Raw genomic sequence first — 23,768 nt, 5'->3', positions numbered from 1 at the left:
CTCGCCGAACAGTTTTTTGATGTCTGAATTTTCGTTTTCCAGAAAGCCTCCAGCCTGTGGACAGTAAAAGAATAAACAGAAAATCGTGTGTCAGAACTCCGCTAACTGACTGAAGAAAAACCTGCAGCCTGTATTTAACAACTGAGTCTGGCATACTGACCATAGTTTATGTCATTAACTTACTTCAGTATATGGATTACTGAATACAGCTTATCATTAGCATGTTACAGTTTATCAGTAACATGCCACAGCTTATGTGATCGTGGTCCCGGCCCATGAGTGACAAGGTTTGCAGCGATATGGGGATCTTTAATGGATCCTTTGTTGATCATTCATGGATCTGTTTACTGGATCGGGCCTCCGGATATGTGGATAAATCATTCCAGAAGGACAGCGCACACAACCGTTTTATGAAAGGGCTTCAGGGCGTACCTGCTCCCTGTAACTACAGATACATTGCGCTTCCTCGCCGGTTCGCGGGCTTCGCCCGGTCACCGGTCTGCGGCGAGCACTGTTTTTTCTGATGTCTGTCTTTACAGGTAATTTTTGACGGAATCTGCCGTACTTCCTGAGCGTACGGTCATATCCGAAGTACACTTCATATGTGTGTTTCAATGCCAGGGATTGTGTATACAAACTACAGGTGTCAGCGCCAGTGATATAAGACGGTAATTCACCATTTGGATTGTCCGCTCCACCCAACATGTTGTTTCCTTAAGGTTCTCACACCAGAAAGGACATCAACATGCTGAGCAGAGAGGACTTTTACATGATAAAGCAAATGCGCCAGCAGGGCGCGTACATTGTCGATATTGCGGCTCAGATTGGTTGCTCTGAACGGACGGTCAGACGCTACCTCAAATACCCTGAACCGCCAGCCAGAAAGACCCGCCACAAAATGGTTAAGCTGAAACCGTTTATGGATTACATCGACATGCGCCTGGCAGAGAATGTCTGGAATAGCGAGGTTATCTTCGCGGAGATTAAGGCAATGGGTTATACGGGCGGACGTTCCATGCTGCGTTACTACATCCAGCCCAAACGTAAAATGCGTCCGTCAAAAAGAACAAGGAGAGAGTTACCGGTTAAAAGAGAAACGTAAAGCTGGAGTGCTGACCAAAAACACAACGCCAATCAGTGATGATGAAATGGTGCAAAGCGGACAGCATCAGTAACGAAAGTATTTAGCGGGCATGAAAATGGCAAATAACGGTCAAACATCGTGGCGTTGACATAGTCGCAGTTTTGGTGAACGAATCACAGACAAAGATGCCATGCACCAGGCTGTTGTTCAGTATGCAGAGCGGGCCGCAGAGAAACTACGTGGGGAGCGTCAGTATTGCCGGCAGGTGACGACATTTGTACGGACATCCCCCTGAACCCTGTTACAGCAATGCCGCTGTGGAAAAGCTTTCATTACCCACACAGGACAGCCGGGACATTATTGCCGCCGCATGCAGAGCCTTAAACCATGTCTGGCGTGAAGGGTACCGCTATATGAAGGCAGGAGTCATGCTGGCTGATTTCACACCATCGGGTATAGCGCAGCCGGGATTATTTGATGAAATCCAGCCCCGTAAAAACAGTGAAAAGTTAATGAAAACACTCGATGAACTGAACCAGTCGGGAAAAGGGAAAGTGTGGTTTGCGGGGCGAGGAACCGCCCCTGAATGGCAAATGAAACGGGAAATGTTGAGTCAGTGTTATACAACTAAATGGCGAGATATTCCCCTGGCCAGGCTGGGTTAGTTCAGTCATCTCCGAACATATTTTCAGCGTTTCTTCTGGTCTGGTCTTCACCGTCATTTCTCGACAGACTCTGCTCTGTAAGGGGAGTACTGCAATCCACAGACGTATGGAGACCAGATTGTTTTTCCAGTAATTCAATCAATTTCTTTTCAACCGAAAAAGCAGGTAATGACTCCAACTTATTGATAGTGTTTTATGTTCAGATAATGCCCGATGACTTTGTCATGCAGCTCCACCGATTTTGAGAACGACAGCGACTTCCGTCCCAGCCGTGCCAGGTGCTGCCTCAGATTCAGGTTATGCCGCTCAATTCGCTGCGTATATCGCTTGCTGATTACGTGCAGCTTTCCCTTCAGGCGGGATTCATACAGCGGCCAGCCATCCGTCATCCATATCACCACGTCAAAGGGTGACAGCAGGCTCATAAGACGCCCCAGCGTCGCCATAGTGCGTTCACCGAATACGTGCGCAACAACCGTCTTCCGGAGACTGTCATACGCGTAAAACAGCCAGCGCTGGCGCGATTTAGCCCCGACATAGCCCCACTGTTCGTCCATTTCAGCGCAGACAATCACATCACTGCCCGGCTGTATGCGCGAGGTTACCGACTGCGGCCTGAGTTTTTTAAGTGACGTAAAATCGTGTTGAGGCCAACGCCCATAATGCGGGCAGTTGCCCGGCATCCAACGCCATTCATGGCCATATCAATGATTTTCTGGTGCGTACCGGGTTGAGAAGCGGTGTAAGTGAACTGCAGTTGCCATGTTTTACGGCAGTGAGAGCAGAGATAGCGCTGATGTCCGGCGGTGCTTTTGCCGTTACGCACCACCCCGTCAGTAGCTGAACAGGAGGGACAGCTGATAGAAACAGAAGCCACTGGAGCACCTCAAAAACACCATCATACACTAAATCAGTAAGTTGGCAGCATCACCGATCCCTTCATTTAGTGACTGCCCCTGGGTTTTTCATGCTCTCCTGCGTCCTAGAGAACTTGCCAATAACCTACATTATTTTTGCTTTGCCATTACCAATCGTCCTGAACAAGTTCATTTTAAAGCCAAAGCGCTGCCCAACTTTTATCCTCAATACCACATCGTCAGCAGGAAATAACCTAATCCCTGTGTTGGGATCTTATAATCGCTAATGATAATTATTTACATTTTATAGCTTCTGCTATAAAACATAGTAGTTGCTATGTTTATTCTAATTTTGCTCACTATAGGTACTAAATCATGCTCTCAATAAAAAAAGTAACCATGCTCTTGGGGTGCCTAGTCCTCACCTGCTCGATAGCATTTCAGGCGAGTGCAGCTGAAAAATTCAAGGTCATTACAACTTTTACCATCATCGCAGATATGGCCAAAAACGTGGCTGGAGATGCTGCAGAAGTCTCATCCATAACCAAGCCTGGTGCAGAAATTCATGAGTATCAGCCTACCCCTGGCGATATTAAACGTGCGCAGGGGGCACAACTGATTCTCGCCAATGGTATGAATCTGGAATTGTGGTTCCAACGCTTTTACCAGCATCTCAATGGGGTTCCAGAAGTAATTGTCTCTTCGGGTGTGACGCCAGTAGGGATCACCGAAGGGCCCTATGAGGGCAAACCTAACCCCCATGCCTGGATGTCGCCAGATAATGCTCTGATTTACGTCGATAATATTCGTGATGCGTTTATAAAATACGATCCGGCAAATGCACAAACCTACCAACGTAATGCCGATACTTATAAAGCCAAGATTACCCAAACCCTTGCCCCCCTGCGTAAGCAGATTGCGGAACTCCCTGAGAATCAGCGATGGATGGTCACCAGTGAAGGGGCTTTTTCTTATCTCGCACGCGATTTGGGGCTAAAAGAGCTTTATCTGTGGCCGATTAATGCCGATCAACAAGGAACACCGCAGCAGGTACGTAAGGTTGTTGATATAGTTAAGAAAAATCATATCCCGGCAGTCTTTAGCGAGAGTACGATTTCCGATAAACCAGCGCGTCAGGTTGCGCGTGAAACCGGCGCGCACTACGGTGGTGTGCTCTATGTCGATTCCCTGAGCACAGAAAACGGCCCGGTACCTACGTATATCGACCTTCTGAAGGTTACTACCAGTACGCTGGTACAGGGAATTAAAGCCGGAAAAAGGGAGAAATAATGATGCAATCTGCAGGCATTGTCGTTAATGATGTTACTGTCACCTGGCGTAACGGGCACACAGCACTGCGCGATGCATCCTTCACAGTACCAGGCGGATCTATTGCCGCTCTGGTTGGGGTAAACGGTTCCGGAAAATCGACGTTGTTTAAAGCGATTATGGGATTTGTGCGTCTGACCAGCGGGAAGATATCTGTTCTGGGTATTCCCACACGACAGGCGCTACAGAAAAACCTGGTTGCCTACGTCCCTCAGTCAGAAGAGGTTGACTGGTCATTTCCTGTACTGGTGGAAGATGTGGTGATGATGGGCCGCTATGGGCATATGGGTATGTTGCGTATCGCCAAAAAGAGGGATCGTCAGATTGTCACCGATGCGCTGGAACGTGTCGATATGGTGGATTTTCGCCATCGACAAATCGGCGAGCTTTCCGGTGGACAAAAGAAACGCGTCTTTCTGGCGAGAGCGATTGCACAGCAGGGTGATGTGATCCTGCTGGATGAACCTTTTACCGGCGTTGATGTGAAAACCGAAGCGAAAATCATCAGCCTGTTGAGGGAGTTACGCGCGGAAGGCAAAACGATGCTTGTCTCAACGCACAATCTCGGATCCGTCACGACATTTTGCGATTATACGGTCATGGTCAAAGGCACCGTCCTGGCAAGCGGGCCGACAGACACCACTTTTACAGCCGAGAACCTGGAGCTGGCTTTTAGCGGCGTACTGCGCCATGTCACACTTAACGGCTCGGAAGAAAGCATTATTACTGACGATGAACGCCCTTTTGTGGCACATCGACCGTCAGCGGTGCAGAGGGAAGAAAGATGAACGCGCTACTGGAACCCTTCAGCTATGAATATATGCTCAATGCGATGTGGGTCTCGGCGATGGTCGGCGGTCTCTGCGCTTTCCTGTCATGCTATCTGATGCTAAAAGGCTGGTCGCTGATTGGCGATGCGCTGTCGCACTCTATTGTCCCGGGTGTTGCGGGGGCATATATGCTGGGGCTTCCGTTTTCTCTGGGAGCCTTCTTTTCCGGCGGACTGGCAGCGGGCAGCATGCTGTTTCTTAACCAACTCACTCGCTTAAAAGAAGATGCCATCATCGGCCTGATCTTCTCGTCCTTTTTTGGCCTGGGGCTGTTTATGGTGTCATTGAACCCGACATCCGTGAACATTCAGACCATCGTCCTGGGCAATATTCTGGCAATCGATCCGGCGGATATCCTGCAACTCACTATCATTGGCATTCTCTCGATCATCGTGCTTTTTTTCAAATGGAAAGATCTTATGGTGACCTTTTTCGACGAGAATCACGCCCGTGCTATTGGATTGCATCCGGGCAGATTAAAAATCCTCTTCTTCACCCTGCTGTCGGTTTCGACCGTTGCGGCGCTGCAAACGGTTGGTGCCTTTCTGGTGATCTGTCTGGTGGTGACTCCCGGTGCAACAGCATGGTTGTTAACCGATCGTTTTCCCCGCCTGCTCATGATTGCTGTAACTATTGGCAGTGTGACCAGTTTCCTCGGCGCGTGGGCCAGTTACTTTCTGGACGGCGCGACAGGTGGAATCATCGTGGTGGCGCAGACACTGCTGTTTCTTTTAGCATTTGTCTTTGCGCCCACCCATGGGCTTTTGGCAAATCGTCGGCGTGCGCATAAAGCGCTGGAGGATCGCTCATGATGGCATTATTACTGGAGCCACTGCAGTTCACCTTTATGAGTCACGCACTGCTGATTTCACTGGTAGTTTCCATACCCTGTGCGCTGCTGTCGGTCTTTCTGGTCCTGAAAAGTTGGGCACTGATGGGTGACGCGATGAGTCATGCGGTTTTTCCTGGCATCGTGCTTGCCTGGATTCTGGGGTTACCTCTGGCTACAGGGGCATTCGTCGCCGGAGTATTCTGTGCGGTGGCGACGGGATACCTGAAAGACAACAGCCGAATCAAGCAAGATACAGTGATGGGGATTGTTTTTTCTGGCATGTTTGCCGCAGGTCTGATCTTGTATATTGCAGTCAAACCAGACGTACATCTTGATCATATTCTTTTCGGCGACATGCTCGGGATAACCATCGGCGATATAATCCAGACGGTGATTATTGCCGGACTGGTTACACTTGTTATTAGCGTAAAATGGCGGGATTTTTTGCTGTTCAGCTTTGATTATCAACAGGCGCAGGCAAGCGGTTTGCATACGAGATGGCTGCATTATGGGCTGCTGTGCATGGTCTCCCTGACCATTGTGGCGACGCTGAAAGCGGTAGGTATCATTCTCTCTATTTCTCTTCTCATTGCGCCTGGTGCCATTGCGGTACTCCTGACACAACGCTTTCATATTGCGCTCCTGCTGGCGACTGGCATATCGATATTGGTCTCAATGACTGGTGTCTGGCTGTCCTTTTTTATCGACAGCGCGCCAGCTCCGACAATTGTTGTCTTATTCGCGGTCATGTTCATCATGACGTTTACCGTTACCAGCATCAACGCACGCACAAAGGAAAATGCCGAACCACGGGATTTGTTATCATCCGATTAGCAGAACACTCGGCCAGCAACATCCGCTTATTGGCGATGCGCTTGAACGAATAATGCACAGACTTATGATTCTGATAAGTTTTGTTGCCAGAGAGTTGCTGCGGACTGGATAGCAAGTAATGTCGATTCTCAGGGGTAGCAAACAGCGCAGTAAAATGAGGGAAGTAGTGGCAAAACATAGAGAAAATTGGGGGGCGAGGGCCAGTGATGTAAAAAACCACGCTAAGAGTTTAATTAATTGTTTGTATTGAAGTTTAATGATCTTAACTCACCCTTAAGAATATCTTCCGGTAACGAAGACGTATAATGCCCCAGCATATTTATATGGCTATGTATCAGCAGCGATAATCTTGCCGGATGCTACTCCTCAGGAGTTTCTCCCGATTTGCGAAGATGTGACAACGCCTCCTGCATGTAAAGTGTGTTTCACAGCACAACCGCATTGGTCACCAGCCCCAGAGCACCTAGTTGATCTTCCTGCCCTTAACGGTAGCTGAAGATGACTGGGCTGGATGGAAAATCCTGCATGGTGCATTGGGAGAGCAGATAGAATTGGTTGGCGACGATCTGTTTGTGACCAACGTAAAGTATATTCAGCGCGGCATTGACGAAAACCTTGCCAATTCAGCATTGATTAAACTCAACCAGATTGGTTCCCTGAGTGAAACCTTTGATGCGGTACAACTTTGCCATGACAACAACTGGGGCACCTTTATCTCACACCGCAGTGGTGAGACAGTGGACAGCTTTATCGCCGATATGACAGTTGCAATGCGCGCAGGTCATCTCAAAACGGGAGCTCCATGCCGGGGTGAGCGTATTGAAAAATATAACCAGCTTATGAGAATTGAGGATGAACTGGGTTCATCGGCGCAATTTGCCGGAAAGTCTGCCTTTAAATGACATTATTGTGCCAATCCCCCAGGCTTACACGTCGGGGTTATTCTGGAGGAATGATGAAAGCTCACGTTTTTGTTATTTCTATGCTTACTGGCATTGTCGTCACCTATGCCGTGTTACTTCTTGGTTGCTTGTTCATCGATAAAACGCTCCCCACTGTAGATGTTGTCATTCTGTCACTTGTCGTGGGGGCTTCTGCTCAGCAATTGTCGAGGGTATTAATGTCAATAAATAGAACCTTCCCTTATCTTGCATGTAGTCAAAGGATATAAATTAACAATATCAGTCAAATGAGAACATATTCTGATATTGTTACGATAAAAAATTATTTTATGAGGGGTACATGATTAAATCACTTTTTGCCGTCATTATCGGCGGTTCTGTTGGATGTACTCTGCGCTGGTTACTGTCCACACGCTTTAACAGTCTTTTTCCAAATCTACCTCCAGGTACACTGGTGGTGAACCTCCTTGCCGGGTTAATTATTGGTACTGCGTTGGCGTACTTTTTACGACAACCACACCTTGATCCTTTTTGGAAATTAATGATAACAACGGGACTTTGTGGAGGTCTGAGTACTTTCTCTACATTTTCTGTTGAAGTATTCGCATTACTCCAGGCGGGAAATTATATATGGGCTTTGACGTCTGTACTTGTTCACGTCATTGGCTCCCTCATCATGACAGCTTTAGGCTTTTTTATCATAACCATACTTTTCGCATGAGAATTCATTAACGTTACAGGTTTATCAACTAATGTGACGCTTAGGATAGAATTTCGCTCCATGGTATGCGTTTGCAGTCATTACAGTCTCCATGACGACTGTAATGACTGCAAACGCATTACCTGACATATCAGTATAAACAATGAATTAACCTCTTGGCGTATTTTTTACATCACTGGCCCTCACCCCCCAAAATTCTCTCTGAAAAATTGTTGCGGTTAACGTTGCCAATGTATCCACCCATTTCAGAAGACGATCTGGCATCCTGGTGGCATGCTGCGATGTGCTTCAGGTGAGTGCACTGGGCGGTCAGCACAGGCGGTTTCGACAGCGAAATTGCACAGGACGTTATGCCGGCTGTGAGTACAACATCATAGCCTTACTTGATTGTACGGTAATGCCAAATACATGCAGACACTATGGTAAATAATACAGCGGCAAATAATGCCGTCACAATCAGCGCGATTGAGACACCTGTTTTCGACGCCAGTGGCACCAACAATGCGCACAGCCCATAGCCAAGTGTGTGACTGGCCGCAAGCCAGCCCGCGCCTGCGCCGTCGGCCAGCTTATCATTCAGTAAAAGTTGATAAGCGGGTGTTGCCAGAGCGGCCCCAAATGACAGCACTGCACAGCCCAGGTAAAACAACCATAGCTGTTCAGTGAGCATGATAGCCAGACCACTACTCATCAACACCCCGGCACTCAGGAGCAGAGCCACTGGAGTCAGGCGCTGTGGACGGAGTACCACGAACTGCGCGATAAGCGCAGCTATTGCGGACAGCCCCAACAACCACGCCACCTGTTGGCTAATAGTGGTGGTATCAGTATCGAACTGGCGAGTAAGGGCTGGCGAAAGTCCAAGCTGCATCATGCTCATTGCCGCAGCCAGTAACATTGCGCAAAGCAGATAAGGCAGGCAATCCCGCTTCAGGCTGACGCTCTTGCGCTCCGGTGTGGGCTGTGGTGGTGTGCCGGGCAACCGCAGAAGCATCACCACAGCCCACACCGGAGCTGCCATCAGCATCCACACTGGCGCCAGAGGGTGAATGACCAACATTGCCGCCGCGCACAGCGGCCCGAATAGCCTGCCGCAGCTCAGGCCGGAGCTGATGGTTGCCAGAGCGGCCATGCGATTCCCTTCTCCCGCTCTCTGCAATGCCCAGACCTGACAGGCTGGCACCATTGCTGACACGGTCAGACCGTAGACGATCCGGGCGATGATTAATATTCCCAACCCCACCGCTGTTGTTACGGCACCGGTAGCCATCAGCACGCTTCCCAGCCCAAGCAGGGTAAAGCTTACGCCATATCCTCCCAGAGCCCACAGCACCACAGTCTTACTGCCAGTAAGGGAAATTTGCTTTCCCCACCATGGGGAAGATGGCAGAAACAGCATTGAGCCCAGCATCAGCAGGGCAGCCCATACAGACAGACTCAGATTTGTCTGTATGACCAGAACAGGGAGTACAACCAGCAGACCGTTCTGTCCGATACCGAGAAGACCGGCACTGAACGCCAGTGGCCAGCAGGACAGGGTTTTTTGGGGCGTATCTTCGATCTTAGATGACATTGTAATGTTTCAACACCATGTATTAATTGTGTTTATTTGTAAAATTAATTTTTCTGACAATAACATTTCTCATTGATAATGAGAATCATTATTGACATAATTGTTATTATTTTACTGTGTAGGAGCTGTTTGATTATGATCCTGCCCTCTGAAAAATCCGCCACAGATGTGGCTGCGCAGTGCTTCCTGAATGCCTTGATTCGTGAAACCAAAGACTGGCAACTGGCGGAATACCCGCCAGACGAATTGATTATCCCGCTGGACGAACAGAAGTCGCTCCATTTCAGAGTGGCTTATTTCTCCCCAACCCAGCATCACCGCTTTGCATTTCCTGCTCATCTGGTCACGGCATCAGGCAGTTATCCTGTCGACTTTACCACTCTCTCCCGGCTTATTATTGATAAGCTCCGGCATCAACTTTTTCTGCCAGTTCCCCTCTGCGAAACTTTCCACCAACGCGTGCTGGAAAGCTACGCCCATACGCAACAGACAATTGATGCCCGCCATGACTGGGCCATCCTGCGTGAAAAAGCGTTGAATTTTGGCGAGGCTGAGCAGGCACTGCTGACAGGACACGCTTTCCACCCTGCACCTAAGTCTCATGAACCGTTTAACCGCCAGGAAGCTGAACGATACCTGCCTGACATGGCACCTCACTTCCCGCTGCGGTGGTTTTCGGTGGATAAAACGCAAATCGCTGGTGAAAGTCTGCATCTTAACCTTCAACAGCGGTTGACGCGATTTGCCGCAGAAAATGCGCCCCAGTTACTCAACGAATTAAGTGACAATCAATGGCTGTTCCCGCTGCACCCGTGGCAGGGAGAATATCTTTTGCAGCAAGTGTGGTGCCAGGCACTTTTTGCTAAAGGACTTATCAGAGACTTAGGCGAGGCCGGCACGTCGTGGCTGCCGACCACCTCTTCCCGCTCCCTCTACTGTGCTACCAGCCGCGATATGATCAAGTTCTCCCTGAGCGTTCGGCTGACCAACTCCGTCCGTACTCTGTCTGTGAAAGAGGTGGAGCGAGGAATGCGCCTGGCACGTCTGGCGCAAACCGACGGCTGGCAGATGCTACAGGCCCGCTTCCCTACTTTCCGGGTAATGCAGGAGGACGGCTGGGCCGGGCTGCGCGATCTTAACGGCAACATCATGCAGGAAAGTTTGTTTTCCCTGCGTGAAAACCTGCTGCTGGAGCAGCCGCAAAGCCAGACCAACGTTCTGGTTTCCCTGACTCAGGCCGCACCGGATGGCGGTGATTCGCTGCTGGTTTCGGCGGTAAAACGCCTGAGCGATCGCCTCGGTATCACTGTGCAACAGGCCGCCCACGCATGGGTCGATGCTTACTGTCAGCAGGTGCTGAAGCCTCTGTTTACGGCTGAAGCGGATTACGGCCTGGTGCTGCTGGCGCATCAGCAAAATATTCTTGTGCAGATGCTTGGGGATCTGCCGGTCGGATTTATTTACCGTGACTGCCAGGGCAGCGCGTTTATGCCTCACGCGACAGAGTGGCTCGATACCATTGACGAGGCGCAGGCGGAAAATATTTTCACCCGTGAGCAGTTGCTGCGCTATTTCCCTTATTACCTGCTGGTTAACTCCACTTTTGCCGTAACTGCTGCGCTGGGTGCTGCCGGGCTGGACAGCGAAGCGAATCTGATGGCTCGTGTACGAACATTGCTGGCTGAAGTGCGTGACCAGGTGACTCATAAAACCTGTCTCAACTATGTTCTGGAAAGTCCGTACTGGAACGTAAAAGGTAACTTTTTCTGTTATCTGAACGATCATAACGAGAACACCATCGTTGACCCTTCGGTGATCTATTTTGATTTCGCTAACCCGCTGCAGGCTCAGGAGGTCTGAATGTCTGGGGCAAACATTGTTCACAGCGGATATGGACTGCGCTGTGAAAAACTCGACAAGCCTCTGAATCTTGGCTGGGGGCTGGACAATAGCGCGGTGTTGCACTGGCCCGGGGAGCTGCCAACAGGGTGGCTGTGCGACGCGCTGGATCAGATATTTATCGCCGCACCACAACTTTCAGCAGTGGTTCTTCCCTGGTCCGAATGGTGTGAGGAGCCACAGGCGCTGACGCTTTTCGGACAGGTACAAAGCGACATTATCCATCGTTCCGCTTTCTGGCAGTTACCGTTATGGCTGAGTTCTCCGGCAAACCGGGCCTCCGGTGAAATGGTTTTTGATGCAGAGCGTGAGATTTATTTCCCGCAGCGCCCCCCCCGTCCGCAGGGTGAAGTTTATCGTCGTTACGATCCACGCATTCGCAGGATGCTGAGTTTCCGCATTGCCGATCCCGTTTCTGATGCAGAACGTTTCACTCGCTGGATGAACGATCCGCGCGTTGAGTATTTCTGGGAGCAAAGTGGCTCACTGGAGGTACAGATCGCCTATCTGGAACGCCAGCTCACCAGTAAACATGCATTCCCGCTGATTGGTTGTTTCGACGATCGGCCGTTCAGTTATTTCGAAATCTACTGGGCGGCGGAAGACCGCATTGGTCGCCACTATTCGTGGCAGCCCTTTGACCGTGGCCTGCATCTGCTGGTTGGTGAACAGCAATGGCGCGGAGCCCACTATGTGCAAAGCTGGCTGCGCGGGGTGACACATTACCTGCTGCTGAATGAGCCACGTACGCAGCGCACAGTACTGGAGCCACGCATCGATAACCAGCGCCTGTTCCGCCATCTTGAGCCTGCGGGATACCGGACAATTAAAGAGTTCGACTTCCCACATAAACGCTCGCGCATGGTGATGGCGGATCGTCATCACTTCTTCACGGAGGTCGGTCTGTAATGAATCACAAAGACTGGGATTTGGTCAACCGCCGCCTGGTGGCAAAAATGTTGTCTGAGCTGGAGTATGAGCAGGTTTTCCACGCGGAATCTCAGGGCGATGACCGCTACTGCATTAACCTGCCGGGAGCACAATGGCGCTTCATCGCTGAACGTGGTATCTGGGGCTGGCTCTGGATTGATGCTCAAACTCTGCGCTGCGCGGACGAGCCAGTACTGGCTCAGACGCTGCTGATGCAGCTAAAGCAGGTACTGTCAATGAGCGATGCAACCGTTGCTGAGCATATGCAGGATTTGTATGCCACGCTGCTGGGCGACCTGCAACTACTGAAAGCCCGTCGCGGGCTGAGCGCCAGTGACCTGATTAATCTTAATGCCGACCGCCTGCAATGCCTGCTGAGCGGTCATCCTAAATTCGTTTTTAATAAAGGTCGCCGTGGCTGGGGTAAAGAGGCGCTGGAACGATATGCGCCAGAGTATGCCAACACCTTCAGACTGCACTGGCTGGCGGTAAAACGTGAACATATGATCTGGCGCTGTGATAACGAGATGGATATTCATCAGTTGTTGACGGCCGCAATGGATCCGCAGGAGTTTGCCCGCTTCAGTCAGGTCTGGCAGGAAAACGGACTGGATCATAACTGGCTGCCGCTGCCGGTACATCCGTGGCAGTGGCAGCAAAAAATCGCTACCGACTTCATCGCTGATTTTGCCGAAGGCAGGATGGTGTCTCTCGGCGAGTTTGGCGACCAGTGGCTCGCCCAGCAGTCGCTGCGTACCCTGACCAACGCCAGTCGCCGGGGCGGGCTGGATATCAAGCTGCCGCTGACCATCTACAACACCTCATGCTACCGGGGGATCCCTGGCAGATACATCGCTGCCGGACCACTGGCTTCACGCTGGCTACAACAGGTTTTTGCGACCGACGCCACCCTAGTGCAAAGCGGCGCAGTGATACTTGGTGAACCGGCTGCAGGCTATGTCTCCCATGAAGGCTATGCCGCGCTTGCCCGGGCTCCCTATCGCTACCAGGAAATGCTTGGTGTTATCTGGCGGGAGAATCCGTGCCGCTGGCTGAAACCGGATGAAAGTCCGGTTCTGATGGCAACACTGATGGAGTGCGACGAAAACAATCAGCCGCTGGCAGGCGCATATATAGACCGCTCCGGGCTGGACGCTGAAACCTGGCTTACGCAACTGTTCCGGGTGGTCGTGGTTCCTCTGTATCACCTGCTTTGCCGCTACGGTGTCGCGCTTATTGCACATGGACAAAATATAACTCTCGCCATGAAAGAGGGGGTTCCACAGCGTGTTCTGCTGAAAGACTTCCAGGGCGATATGCGACTGGTGAAAGAAGAGTTCCCCGAAATGGACTCTTTGCCTCAGGAGGTTCGTGATGTTACATCCCGCCTGAGTGCGGACTACTTAATCCATGATTTGCAGACGGGTCACTTCGTGACAGTACTGCGTTTTATTTCGCCACTGATGGTTCGTCTTGGCGTACCTGAAAGGCGATTTTATCAACTGCTGGCAGCAGTGTTGAGTGATTACATGAAAAAACATCCACAAATGTCAGAGCGTTTTGCGCTTTTCTCACTTTTCAGGCCACAAATCATTCGCGTGGTGCTGAACCCGGTAAAACTGACCTGGCCTGATCTGGATGGCGGCAGCCGCATGCTGCCGAATTACCTTGAGGATCTGCAAAATCCGCTGTGGCTGGTAACTCAGGAATATGAATCATGAAAAAAAGTGTCGATTTTATTGGTGTAGGGACAGGGCCATTTAATCTCAGCATTGCTGCGTTGTCACATCAGATCGAAGAACTGGACTGTCTCTTCTTTGATGAACATCCTCATTTTTCCTGGCATCCGGGTATGCTGGTACCGGATTGTCATATGCAGACCGTCTTTCTGAAAGATCTGGTCAGTGCTGTTGCACCTACAAATCCCTACAGTTTTGTTAACTATCTGGTGAAGCACAAAAAGTTCTATCGCTTCCTTACAAGCAGACTACGTACAGTATCCCGTGAAGAGTTTTCTGACTACCTCCGCTGGGCTGCTGAAGATATGAATAACCTGTATTTCAGTCATACCGTTGAAAACATTGATTTCGATAAAAAACGTCGATTGTTTCTGGTGCAAACCAGCCAGGGAGAATATTTTGCCCGCAATATCTGCCTTGGTACAGGAAAACAACCTTATTTACCACCCTGTGTGAAGCATATGACACAATCCTGTTTCCATGCCAGTGAAATGAATCTTCGTCGGCCGGACCTTAGTGGAAAACGGATAACCGTGGTTGGTGGAGGACAGAGTGGTGCAGACCTGTTCCTTAATGCATTACGCGGGGAATGGGGAGAAGCGGCGGAAATAAACTGGGTCTCCCGGCGTAATAATTTTAACGCACTGGATGAGGCTGCTTTTGCTGATGAGTATTTTACACCTGAATATATTTCAGGCTTCTCCGGACTGGAGGAAGATATTCGCCATCAGTTACTGGATGAGCAGAAAATGACATCGGATGGCATCACTGCCGATTCTTTACTGACCATTTATCGTGAGTTGTACCACCGTTTTGAAGTTCTGAGAAAACCAAGAAATATCCGTCTGCTACCCAGCCGCTCGGTAACAACTCTGGAAAGTAGTGGTCCTGGCTGGAAGTTGCTGATGGAGCATCATCTGGATCAGGGCAGGGAGAGCCTGGAAAGTGATGTGGTGATTTTCGCCACAGGTTACCGTTCTGCGTTGCCACAAATACTTCCCTCACTGATGCCCCTGATCACCATGCACGATAAGAACACCTTTAAAGTGCGTGATGACTTCACTCTGGAATGGAGTGGCCCGAAAGAGAACAACATCTTCGTGGTCAACGCCAGTATGCAAACCCATGGCATCGCCGAACCCCAGCTCAGCCTGATGGCATGGAGATCTGCACGTATTCTTAATCGCGTAATGGGACGTGATTTATTCGATCTCAGTATGCCGCCCGCCCTGATTCAGTGGCGCAGCGGCACCTAGGGAAAACGCAGCCGGAGGCTGCTTCTTTAACTCGCTACACAGCATCTTTGGGCTGATTTTTTCCGCCCGTATGGAGGAATAATGATGATAAGCAAAAAGTATACGCTTTGGGCTCTCAACCCACTGCTTCTTACCATGATGGCGCCAGCAGTCGCTCAACAAACCGATGATGAAACGTTCGTGGTGTCTGCCAACCGCAGCAATCGCACCGTAGCGGAGATGGCGCAAACCACCTGGGTTATCGAAAACGCCGAACTGGAACAGCAGATTCAGGGCGGCAAAGAGCTTAAAGACGCACTGGCTCAGCTGATCCCTGGCCTTGACGTCAGCAGCCGGAGCCGCACCAACTACGGTATGAATGTGCGTGGCCGCCCGCTGGTCGTGCTGGTTGACGGCGTGCGTCTCAACTCTTCACGTACCGACAGCCGACAACTGGACTCTATAGATCCTTTTAATATCGACCATATTGAAGTGATCTCCGGTGCGACGTCCCTGTACGGCGGCGGCAGTACCGGTGGCCTGATCAACATCGTGACCAAAAAAGGCCAGCCGGAAACCATGATGGAGTTTGAGGCTGGCACCAAAAGTGGCTTTAGCAGCAGTAAAGATCACGATGAACGCATTGCCGGAGCTGTCTCCGGCGGAAATGAGCATATCTCCGGACGTCTTTCCGTGGCATATCAGAAATTTGGCGGCTGGTTTGACGGTAACGGCGATGCCACCTTGCTTGATAACACCCAGACCGGCCTGCAGTACTCCGATCGGCTGGACATCATGGGAACTGGTACGCTGAACATCGATGAATCCCGGCAGCTTCAGTTGATCACACAGTACTATAAAAGCCAGGGCGACGACGATTACGGGCTTAATCTCGGGAAAGGCTTCTCTGCCATCAGAGGGACCAGCACGCCATTCGTCAGTAACGGGCTGAATTCCGACCGTATTCCCGGCACTGAGCGGCATTTGATCAGCCTGCAGTACTCTGACAGCGCTTTTCTGGGACAGGAGCTGGTCGGTCAGGTTTACTACCGCGATGAGTCGTTGCGATTCTACCCGTTCCCGACGGTAAATGCGAACAAACAGGTGACGGCTTTCTCTTCGTCACAGCAGGACACCGACCAGTACGGCATGAAACTGACTCTGAACAGCAAACCGATGGACGGCTGGCAAATCACCTGGGGGCTGGATGCTGATCATGAGCGCTTTACCTCCAACCAGATGTTCTTCGACCTGGCTCAGGCAAGCGCTTCCGGAGGGCTGAACAACAAGAAGATTTACACCACCGGGCGCTATCCGTCGTATGACATCACCAACCTGGCGGCCTTCCTGCAATCAGGCTATGACATCAATAATCTCTTTACCCTCAACGGTGGCGTACGCTATCAGTACACTGAAAACAAGATTGATGATTTCATCGGCTACGCGCAGCAACGGCAGATTGCCGCCGGGAAGGCTACATCCGCCGACGCCATTCCTGGCGGCTCAGTCGATTACGACAACTTCCTGTTCAACGCCGGTCTGCTGATGCACATCACCGAACGCCAGCAGGCATGGCTCAACTTCTCCCAGGGCGTGGAGCTGCCGGACCCGGGTAAATACTATGGTCGCGGCATCTATGGTGCTGCAGTGAACGGCCATCTTCCTCTAACAAAGAGTGTGAACGTCAGCGACAGCAAGCTGGAAGGCGTGAAAGTCGATTCTTATGAGCTGGGCTGGCGCTTTACTGGCAATAATCTGCGTACCCAAATCGCGGCCTACTATTCGATTTCTGATAAGAGCGTGGTGGCGAATAAAGATCTGACCATCAGCGTGGTGGACGACAAACGCCGTATTTACGGCGTGGAAGGTGCGGTGGACTACCTGATTCCTGATACTGACTGGAGTACCGGAGTGAACTTCAACGTGCTGAAAACTGAGTCGAAAGTGAACGGTACCTGGCAGAAATACGATGTGAAGACAGCAAGCCCATCAAAAGCGACAGCCTACATTGGCTGGGCACCGGACCCGTGGAGTCTGCGCGTGCAGAGCACCACCTCCTTTGACGTGAGCGACGCGCAGGGCTACAAGGTCGATGGCTATACCACCGCGGATCTGCTCGGCAGTTATCAGCTTCCGGTGGGTACACTCAGCTTCAGCATTGAAAACCTCTTCGACCGTGACTACACCACTGTCTGGGGGCAGCGTGCACCACTGTACTACAGCCCGGGTTACGGCCCAGCGTCACTGTACGACTACAAAGGCAGGGGCCGAACCTTTGGTCTGAACTACTCTGTGCTGTTCTGACCGGTATTCCTTTACAACAAAGGTACGCTGATATCAACATGGCCGCTGACAGCCAAGTTGATATCATATAATACACGACATAATCTGTAGTCAGGGAGGATAGACTCTTTACTGACTACAGATTATGTCGTGTTCCGTGCTCATTTCCTCAAAAAATACAAGAAAAGAATTAGTATTCTAACAAAAAGTGAAATAAATTGTATCAAACTCCCTCTTTTAATCCTGTTGAGTAAATCAGCTTTTGCAATAGGATTGAAAGAGTGTAAGTGGAATCTCTTCCGGATACTCGTTACCACCGTGGCTAGAATATCTACGGCTGCGGGCCAGTAATAGATTAAGTGATAACAGCTGTCTGGAAATGTAGGGGCGTATCCACTAATCATAATCATTGTGAGATAAATATTACGGGGCATTTTATAATGAATAAAATATACTCTCTAAAATATTGTCATATTACCAATACCATGAAGGTGATGCTGCCAACTTACTGATTTAGTGTATGATGGTGTTTTTGAGGTGCTCCAGTGGCTTCTGTTTCTATCAGCTGTCCCTCCTGTTCAGCTACTGACGGGGTGGTGCGTAACGGCAAAAGCACCGCCGGACATCAGCGCTATCTCTGCTCTCACTGCCGTAAAACATGGCAACTGCAGTTCACTTACACCGCTTCTCAACCCGGTACGCACCAGAAAATCATTGATATGGCCATGAATGGCGTTGGATGCCGGGCAACTGCCCGCATTATGGGCGTTGGCCTCAACACGATTTTACGTCACTTAAAAAACTCAGGCCGCAGTCGGTAACCTCGCGCATACAGCCGGGCAGTGATGTGATTGTCTGCGCTGAAATGGACGAACAGTGGGGCTATGTCGGGGCTAAATCGCGCCAGCGCTGGCTGTTTTACGCGTATGACAGTCTCCGGAAGACGGTTGTTGCGCACGTATTCGGTGAACGCACTATGGCGACGCTGGGGCGTCTTATGAGCCTGCTGTCACCCTTTGACGTGGTGATATGGATGACGGATGGCTGGCCGCTGTATGAATCCCGCCTGAAGGGAAAGCTGCACGTAATCAGCAAGCGATATACGCAGCGAATTGAGCGGCATAACCTGAATCTGAGGCAGCACCTGGCACGGCTGGGACGGAAGTCGCTGTCGTTCTCAAAATCGGTGGAGCTGCATGACAAAGTCATCGGGCATTATCTGAACATAAAACACTATCAATAAGTTGGAGTCATTACCGTGCACGGTAACGGGCCATATCAATGAGCAGTTCCTCTCCAATTTTATTTGCCCCTAGAGAGCGGCGAGTTTTCTTCACTTCAATGACAATCTTCTCTTTCTTCAGAAGAAAATCCTGTCTGGATGATGAACCTGCGAAGCTAGGTGAATTTTCTTCAGGTCTGACATCATTAAAATGCAGCAGCAGAAGAGCATGAACAAGATCCTGTACATCATACTCGTCATTAATTTCAAGCGGCGTTCTGTCATTGTATCGTTGCTTTAATTGACGACAAAAAGCTGGAAATTTATTGAGTATATTTATAATCAAATCCAGTTCGGCATGTTTTGTTGCTATAGTCGATGCCGTGCCGGAGTAAGTTAAATCGTCTCTGGCTGCATCAAAAATAGGTTTGTAATGTCTAACCAATCCCTGATAATTACTAGACCAAGCAATCCTTTGTGTATCATTAAAATCTTTGTAGTAATCAGATTCCTTTCCATAACTGTCTTCAAGTAACTTTTTTGCTCTTGCAATCCAGTTATTACCTTTAGCCGAATCAATATATTCCTGGCTTCTGTGACTAAATGCACTTGTTCCCATATATTTTGTCGACATGACAGAATTGTACTCTTGTTCAAGCACTTCAAATCTTTCAGCTAAGGTCTTCTTCGTCATAGCGCAATCCAAATTATATGCTAATAATACCTGTGAATTTTAATATTCTACCATATCTGGCTTTCTTCCGTTCACATTGGACATTCAGGTAATTTCGTCCAGTTCTGCTGGCTGTGCTGGAGCTAGCCTGGTATAATTTAACCAGCCATTTCAACAGCGGTGGTGTCTTATGAACGTCAAGAACATGTTTTACGGTGCCATTCTGGTAAGTGCTGTATGGGCGGTTATTTTGCTCTCATGGTTTGAATCCAGCCTTACCTTAAGCGATTACCTCAGGTACGAATCGGTAATCCTGATCCCATGCCTGCTGTGGGTTGCTGTTTATGGGTTAGGTAAACGTTACCTCCAAAGAACATCAAACTAGCCGCGCCAGCGACTTTTTTTACACCTTCGTTTAATTCCCTGGCTCACCTGGACAGCCAGGGAATTCTGCCCAGCGCTACTGGCTTGCTGTGCCAAACTTTCCGTTGCAGATTTCCTCATTCACAATGGCCTGAAACATGGAAACAGAATTTCTAGCCTTATCCCTCAGTGCATTAATGAGTTCTGTGTCGTGTATTTTGTTGTAGAAAATGAAAGTAGAAACATCAAACTGGAGTTTAAATGCTGCTTTCCTTATGGCTAAACCTGACGTGATCGTTATCTCATTATGTATGCGAAGATAGGCAAGATAATCATCGTTATTTGCTTCACACTGCTCATATAAATATTTTTGCATGAGAGATTGAGACAAGGCCAGAAATTCCACATATCGTTTGGTTTTTATTTCTTTATCTTTTAATCCCTGTACTGCCGCTTCTTTTTTTAATTCGTGCTTTTGTGTTAGCTTAAGAGTCAGCCACCCCCCTAAAATAGTCAGCAACGACCCCAAACCTATTTTTACGGCATTATCAGCCACATCCACCCACTCAGTCGCCATCTGTTACTCGTTCTTCCTGTGATGATCATGGTTGCCAGTATAATTCCAGCACAGACTGGACGTACAGCATTTTCTGTCCAGTAGACAGACTGTTACACTCAGGATAGGATAGCTTCTATGGTTAAATTTCCAGGTGAAGTTATGAGTTCGTCCGCTGCTGTAACCGTTATAACTGGTGTTCTTGTTTTTGTTGGTGGTCAGCTCATTGTAAAGAGCGCGATTGAACCTTATATAGAATTCAAGAAACAATTGGGAAAAATATCAAATCTGCTATTAGCTAACCAAGCTAAATTAGCTAATCCTTGTGCTGTTGAAATGTCTGAGATCATCCATGAGTTGAAAGATGCCGCAGCTCAGTTAATGTCGAAGCATTCAGCTTTGCCTTTCTATATCAAAAAATTCCATATCGGATTCCGCTTTGTTCCATCAACGCCTGAAATTATTAGTTCGGCGCAAAAATTGAATTTGATAGCATCAATACATGAAGGTAAAAGCAAGGAAAGTACATATGAGCACATAGCCGAGATTGGACGTATGCTCAAAATCCCAACCACCTATTCTCTTTAATCTTCACGCCGATCAGATTACATAATCCACGCGCCACCTGGACATTCAGGTAAAAAAGTCCAACTGGTGAGGTTGGGCTTTTTGGCTTTCCGGTTCTGTTGGTGGCTATGACCGGAGAAAATTGCTCTACACCTAACGCTTACATTTTATTTACAGCGTTTGATATCTTCCTCGCCTTTAACGCCTTTAACGCCTTTAAGGGGGGAAGATAGAGCAACTCACCGATGATGAATAAAGTGGACGAAGAGACGATAACTACACTCCCATCCAGGGGGGGGCTTTTTTTGTGGTACTGTAGTGTGGGAGTAAGTTCGGGTCTCATATTGAATGAGGCGATTGCGAGCTGCCTTTCATCGAAAACTAATGTCCATTGTCATTGTATTGTCTGACTCTATCTCGTAACAAGTCTTTGACACAAAGTTTTATATTTTTATCAAAGTGGACATGAGGGGAATTAAATTTGTGATCTTTTTCAAATAATGTGTTCTTGATAGTAGATTCTGGTTAGTGATATCTATTAACAATATATTAAATTTCTTTTGTATTATCGCTGATAAAACTACTGTATTGGTATACTATATATTATTGAGTAACAGGAGATATCACTATGAAGAAATTTTATCAATTTAGGGATGAACAGCGAAAGGAGCTTGAACAACATGATTTTTATAGTTTGATTTCTTCAGATTGTATAGCGTTGAAAGATAAACTATTATTTGCTCCTGTTATGGCTCATTTCATAATGAACTTCAGAGACATGAATAAATGGGTTATCAGGTTTGATAACAATGATAATGAATATAAATCTGTTATAAACGGTGGAACAATCGAGGATGAAACACATTCAAGATTGTTTCTGGAAGACTGGAGGAAACTATATATAGATGACAAACTTAACTGGAAAGCAAGTGATGTTATATACTGGTTGTTTATTAGTCGAGAAATGGAGTGTTTCCGAAAATTTGGTATTGATTTTATGAGACTTTGTGTAGATGATGGAGGAGACCCAATACTTCGATATTCTCACTCCGAGTCAGGAGAAACTTGCGGTAATATATTCTTTTCAAGAATTAGTCCTATTGCTGATCAAGTTGCCAATCATTTGGGAATATCACTCCGTTATTTTGGAACATTTCACCTTAATCTTGAAAATGGACATGTATGGAAGTCAGAAGGTGTTTTTGAAAATATAGAGTTGTCACCAGATTCTTATAAGAAAATGGCTACTCTATCAAAGAGAATGTTTGATATATTTGAAGGAATTCATGACTCTTTTTATAATTACCTGTCCAGTTATGTTCTTAATGGAAGTCATCCGTCATTTTTTGAATCATTACCTGTAGGGAAAAATGTTGCACCTATATACCCTGAATTTGTGATAGAAAACAAAAGCCATAACGATGGTAGACATATTGAACATATAAACAATTACCTGGAAAAAATATCGAGTCATGAGTTCTTTAAATGGCTGGTTAACACCTCAATAGACCCTCAATTGAAATTGAAAAGTTTCATACCTCTTTGGATTGTTGATATTATGGGGTATAGAGATATTAATAAATATGTTTTTACATATGAACAGCCTGAATCAGAAAGTGAAAAGATTATAAATGATTATGCATTACACTTGTCAGAGCATAGCCGTTTATTTTATCATGACTGGAAGTCACTTCAACTTGATGATATGTTACGTTGGAGTGCCAGTGATACTCTTGAGTTTATTTTTCTTAATTCAGATATGGATATGCATAGAGAAAATATAGTTAAGTTTTCTTTGTTCGGATTAAAACACAGAGATCCTGTTATCAGGTTCTGGTTTATGATGATACTGGAGTTAAGTGGAAAAGAATTTTTCTCTCATGTTGGAGATATAGCTTTACAGGTGGAAAGTAAATATAATATTTATCTCCCATATTTATGTGGACGCCATGCAACAGAAAATGAGCATGAAGCATATAATAATATGTATGAGCATTTTATGGTAAAGGAACTTAGCCCTGAACAAAGTGATCTAATAATACAAATTACAGACATGGTTATGCGGTCATTATTGAATAATTTGGATATCTCATATCGATATGTAGTAAATAATTTATTGGCAGCTCGTTAGAAGAACAGCATTGGTATGACTCTGATGCTCCTTAAAATCCCACTTTTCAGAGTGGGATTTGTTTAATGCCCAGAACAGGGGGAATTTCCATTCATGCCCAAAAAATATTTTGATGTCCTCTCGCCAATTCTCGCGCTCAGTCCTTCCTGAAAAACCTCAGAATTCACGTAGCGCATCGCCGCTACTGCATCCATCAAAAAAAATGACAGCTTTTTTAATCATCTTGTGTTACTCAACTTACTGAAAAATGTGATTTATGAAAATGCCGCCGTCGGCATCAAGCAGTTGGCCAGCGCAACCGGCTGCATCGACCGCAACAAAAAAACTGAAAGAGAAAGCCCCTCAAATGAGGGAGAAAAAAAGGAAGTGCAGTCAACGAGAGGCGTAAAAAACCCGACTGGTGAGGTCGGGTTTTAATACGGTTCCGGTTCTGAGTTGGTGGCTCTGACCGGAGGAAGTCACTCTACACCTAACGTTTACATTTTATGCACTCAGCCGCAGTATTGCAACTAACTGTGGTTAAGGCACCACATTTAGTTGTGT

The 23,768-nt window shown here is 48.0% G+C and carries 16 protein-coding genes and 7 pseudogenes; 18 read left to right on the top strand and 5 right to left on the bottom strand.

Features of this window, described 5'->3' with window-relative positions; translation table 11 throughout:
- Positions 1–745: 745 nt before the first annotated feature.
- The 3 pseudogenes from EAS44_RS00795 to EAS44_RS00785 all read left to right on the top strand — a co-directional run.
- A pseudogene (locus EAS44_RS00795) lies at positions 746–1,075 on the top strand (IS21 family transposase); the annotation flags it as partial.
- A pseudogene (locus EAS44_RS25190) lies at positions 1,068–1,175 on the top strand (AAA family ATPase); the annotation flags it as partial. The pseudogenes EAS44_RS00795 and EAS44_RS25190, both read left to right, overlap by 8 nt.
- Before the next feature lie 60 nt (positions 1,176–1,235).
- A pseudogene (locus EAS44_RS00785) lies at positions 1,236–1,749 on the top strand (DUF4113 domain-containing protein); the annotation flags it as partial.
- 179 nt (positions 1,750–1,928) lie between these two features.
- Here EAS44_RS00785 and EAS44_RS00780 read toward each other — a convergent pair.
- Positions 1,929–2,626 (bottom strand): IS1-like element IS1A family transposase gene (locus tag EAS44_RS00780; RefSeq protein WP_094096600.1). Its coding sequence is split into 2 segments (ribosomal slippage): positions 1,929–2,377 and positions 2,377–2,626, totalling 699 coding nucleotides; the frame shifts between segments, so codons are not numbered across the junction.
- Positions 2,627–2,981: 355 nt separating this feature from the next.
- Between EAS44_RS00780 and sitA the strand changes: the two genes are divergently transcribed.
- From sitA to sitD, 4 genes are read left to right on the top strand one after another with little or no spacing between them, the layout of a single operon-like run.
- Positions 2,982–3,896 (top strand): iron/manganese ABC transporter substrate-binding protein SitA, encoded by a 915-nt coding sequence (gene sitA / locus EAS44_RS00770; protein ID WP_000949004.1) that lies wholly within the window; start codon positions 2,982–2,984, stop codon positions 3,894–3,896.
- Positions 3,896–4,723 (top strand): iron/manganese ABC transporter ATP-binding protein SitB, encoded by an 828-nt coding sequence (gene sitB / locus EAS44_RS00765; RefSeq protein WP_000983710.1) that lies wholly within the window; start codon positions 3,896–3,898, stop codon positions 4,721–4,723. Before sitA ends, sitB begins: the two co-directional genes overlap by 1 nt.
- Positions 4,720–5,577: an iron/manganese ABC transporter permease subunit SitC gene (sitC, locus tag EAS44_RS00760; protein WP_000992805.1), complete on the top strand. Its 858-nt coding sequence runs from the start codon at positions 4,720–4,722 to the stop codon at positions 5,575–5,577. Before sitB ends, sitC begins: the two co-directional genes overlap by 4 nt.
- Complete coding sequence (gene sitD, locus EAS44_RS00755) at positions 5,574–6,431, top strand: iron/manganese ABC transporter permease subunit SitD (RefSeq protein WP_000968139.1); 858 nt, start codon at positions 5,574–5,576, stop codon at positions 6,429–6,431. Before sitC ends, sitD begins: the two co-directional genes overlap by 4 nt.
- Positions 6,432–6,664: 233 nt before the next feature.
- On the opposite strand, the pseudogene EAS44_RS00750 reads toward sitD, so the two are convergent.
- Positions 6,665–6,913, bottom strand: a pseudogene (locus EAS44_RS00750) (Tn3 family transposase); the annotation flags it as partial.
- A gap of 6 nt (positions 6,914–6,919) precedes the next feature.
- Here EAS44_RS00750 and EAS44_RS00745 point away from each other — a divergent pair.
- Positions 6,920–7,333: pseudogene (locus EAS44_RS00745) on the top strand (phosphopyruvate hydratase); the annotation flags it as partial.
- A 340-nt stretch (positions 7,334–7,673) separates the two neighbouring features.
- Positions 7,674–8,054, top strand: a complete 381-nt coding sequence (gene crcB / locus EAS44_RS00735) for a fluoride efflux transporter CrcB (protein WP_001318207.1) — start codon at positions 7,674–7,676, stop codon at positions 8,052–8,054.
- 379 nt (positions 8,055–8,433) lie between these two features.
- Here the strand turns inward: crcB and EAS44_RS00730 are convergent, their stop codons facing one another.
- On the bottom strand, positions 8,434–9,627 hold the full coding sequence (locus EAS44_RS00730; RefSeq protein ID WP_000095526.1) for an MFS transporter: 1,194 nt from the start codon (positions 9,625–9,627) through the stop codon (positions 8,434–8,436).
- A gap of 135 nt (positions 9,628–9,762) precedes the next feature.
- Here EAS44_RS00730 and iucA point away from each other — a divergent pair, with 135 nt between their 5' ends.
- From iucA to EAS44_RS00700, 6 genes and pseudogenes are all read left to right on the top strand, one after another.
- Positions 9,763–11,487, top strand: coding sequence for an aerobactin synthase IucA (iucA, locus tag EAS44_RS00725; RefSeq protein WP_000602863.1), 1,725 nt, complete (start codon positions 9,763–9,765; stop codon positions 11,485–11,487).
- Complete coding sequence (iucB, locus tag EAS44_RS00720) at positions 11,488–12,435, top strand: N(6)-hydroxylysine O-acetyltransferase IucB (protein ID WP_000011907.1); 948 nt, start codon at positions 11,488–11,490, stop codon at positions 12,433–12,435.
- Positions 12,435–14,177: an NIS family aerobactin synthetase IucC gene (gene iucC / locus EAS44_RS00715; RefSeq protein WP_001015721.1), complete on the top strand. Its 1,743-nt coding sequence runs from the start codon at positions 12,435–12,437 to the stop codon at positions 14,175–14,177. Before iucB ends, iucC begins: the two co-directional genes overlap by 1 nt.
- Positions 14,174–15,507 (top strand): annotated as a pseudogene (iucD, locus tag EAS44_RS00710) (NADPH-dependent L-lysine N(6)-monooxygenase IucD). Before iucC ends, iucD begins: the two are co-directional and overlap by 4 nt.
- Positions 15,508–15,532: 25 nt before the next feature.
- Positions 15,533–17,734, top strand: coding sequence for a ferric aerobactin receptor IutA (iutA, locus tag EAS44_RS00705; RefSeq protein ID WP_000973517.1), 2,202 nt, complete (start codon positions 15,533–15,535; stop codon positions 17,732–17,734).
- A 524-nt stretch (positions 17,735–18,258) separates the two neighbouring features.
- Positions 18,259–18,956 (top strand): IS1-like element IS1A family transposase gene (locus tag EAS44_RS00700; protein ID WP_094096600.1). Its coding sequence is split into 2 segments (ribosomal slippage): positions 18,259–18,508 and positions 18,508–18,956, totalling 699 coding nucleotides; the frame shifts between segments, so codons are not numbered across the junction.
- A 16-nt stretch (positions 18,957–18,972) separates the two neighbouring features.
- Here the strand turns inward: EAS44_RS00700 and EAS44_RS00695 are convergent.
- Positions 18,973–19,629: pseudogene (locus EAS44_RS00695) on the bottom strand (malate dehydrogenase); the annotation flags it as partial.
- Between the two features lie 439 nt (positions 19,630–20,068).
- Complete coding sequence (locus EAS44_RS00685; protein WP_000190053.1) at positions 20,069–20,548, bottom strand: hypothetical protein; 480 nt, start codon at positions 20,546–20,548, stop codon at positions 20,069–20,071.
- Between the two features lie 141 nt (positions 20,549–20,689).
- Here EAS44_RS00685 and EAS44_RS00680 point away from each other — a divergent pair, with 141 nt between their 5' ends.
- The 3 genes from EAS44_RS00680 (at position 20,690) to EAS44_RS00670 (ending at position 23,642) form a co-directional block, all read left to right on the top strand.
- Positions 20,690–21,115, top strand: coding sequence for a hypothetical protein (locus EAS44_RS00680; RefSeq protein ID WP_012300440.1), 426 nt, complete (start codon positions 20,690–20,692; stop codon positions 21,113–21,115).
- A gap of 607 nt (positions 21,116–21,722) precedes the next feature.
- On the top strand, positions 21,723–23,225 hold the full coding sequence (locus EAS44_RS00675; RefSeq protein ID WP_000715081.1) for a hypothetical protein: 1,503 nt from the start codon (positions 21,723–21,725) through the stop codon (positions 23,223–23,225).
- Positions 23,226–23,474: 249 nt separating this feature from the next.
- A complete protein-coding gene (locus EAS44_RS00670) occupies positions 23,475–23,642 on the top strand; it encodes a hypothetical protein (RefSeq protein WP_000638861.1) in 168 nt (55 codons plus the stop codon).
- Positions 23,643–23,768: the final 126 nt, after the last annotated feature.

This window comes from Escherichia coli DSM 30083 = JCM 1649 = ATCC 11775 (assembly GCF_003697165.2).
Classification (GTDB): domain Bacteria; phylum Pseudomonadota; class Gammaproteobacteria; order Enterobacterales; family Enterobacteriaceae; genus Escherichia; species Escherichia coli.
This window is presented reverse-complemented; position numbering and strand designations above follow the sequence as displayed.

Excerpts from the sequence above, each read along its gene's own strand:
- sitA (WP_000949004.1), top strand. The coding sequence starts at position 2,982 with ATGCTCTCAATAAAAAAAGTAACCATGCTCTTGGGGTGCCTAGTCCTC.
- sitB (WP_000983710.1), top strand. The coding sequence starts at position 3,896 with ATGATGCAATCTGCAGGCATTGTCGTTAATGATGTTACTGTCACCTGG.
- sitC (WP_000992805.1), top strand. The coding sequence starts at position 4,720 with ATGAACGCGCTACTGGAACCCTTCAGCTATGAATATATGCTCAATGCG.
- sitD (WP_000968139.1), top strand. The coding sequence starts at position 5,574 with ATGATGGCATTATTACTGGAGCCACTGCAGTTCACCTTTATGAGTCAC.
- crcB (WP_001318207.1), top strand. The coding sequence starts at position 7,674 with ATGATTAAATCACTTTTTGCCGTCATTATCGGCGGTTCTGTTGGATGT.
- EAS44_RS00730 (WP_000095526.1), bottom strand. The coding sequence starts at position 9,627 with ATGTCATCTAAGATCGAAGATACGCCCCAAAAAACCCTGTCCTGCTGG.
- iucA (WP_000602863.1), top strand. The coding sequence starts at position 9,763 with ATGATCCTGCCCTCTGAAAAATCCGCCACAGATGTGGCTGCGCAGTGC.
- iucB (WP_000011907.1), top strand. The coding sequence starts at position 11,488 with ATGTCTGGGGCAAACATTGTTCACAGCGGATATGGACTGCGCTGTGAA.
- iucC (WP_001015721.1), top strand. The coding sequence starts at position 12,435 with ATGAATCACAAAGACTGGGATTTGGTCAACCGCCGCCTGGTGGCAAAA.
- iutA (WP_000973517.1), top strand. The coding sequence starts at position 15,533 with ATGATGATAAGCAAAAAGTATACGCTTTGGGCTCTCAACCCACTGCTT.
- EAS44_RS00685 (WP_000190053.1), bottom strand. The coding sequence starts at position 20,548 with ATGGCGACTGAGTGGGTGGATGTGGCTGATAATGCCGTAAAAATAGGT.
- EAS44_RS00680 (WP_012300440.1), top strand. The coding sequence starts at position 20,690 with ATGAGTTCGTCCGCTGCTGTAACCGTTATAACTGGTGTTCTTGTTTTT.
- EAS44_RS00675 (WP_000715081.1), top strand. The coding sequence starts at position 21,723 with ATGAAGAAATTTTATCAATTTAGGGATGAACAGCGAAAGGAGCTTGAA.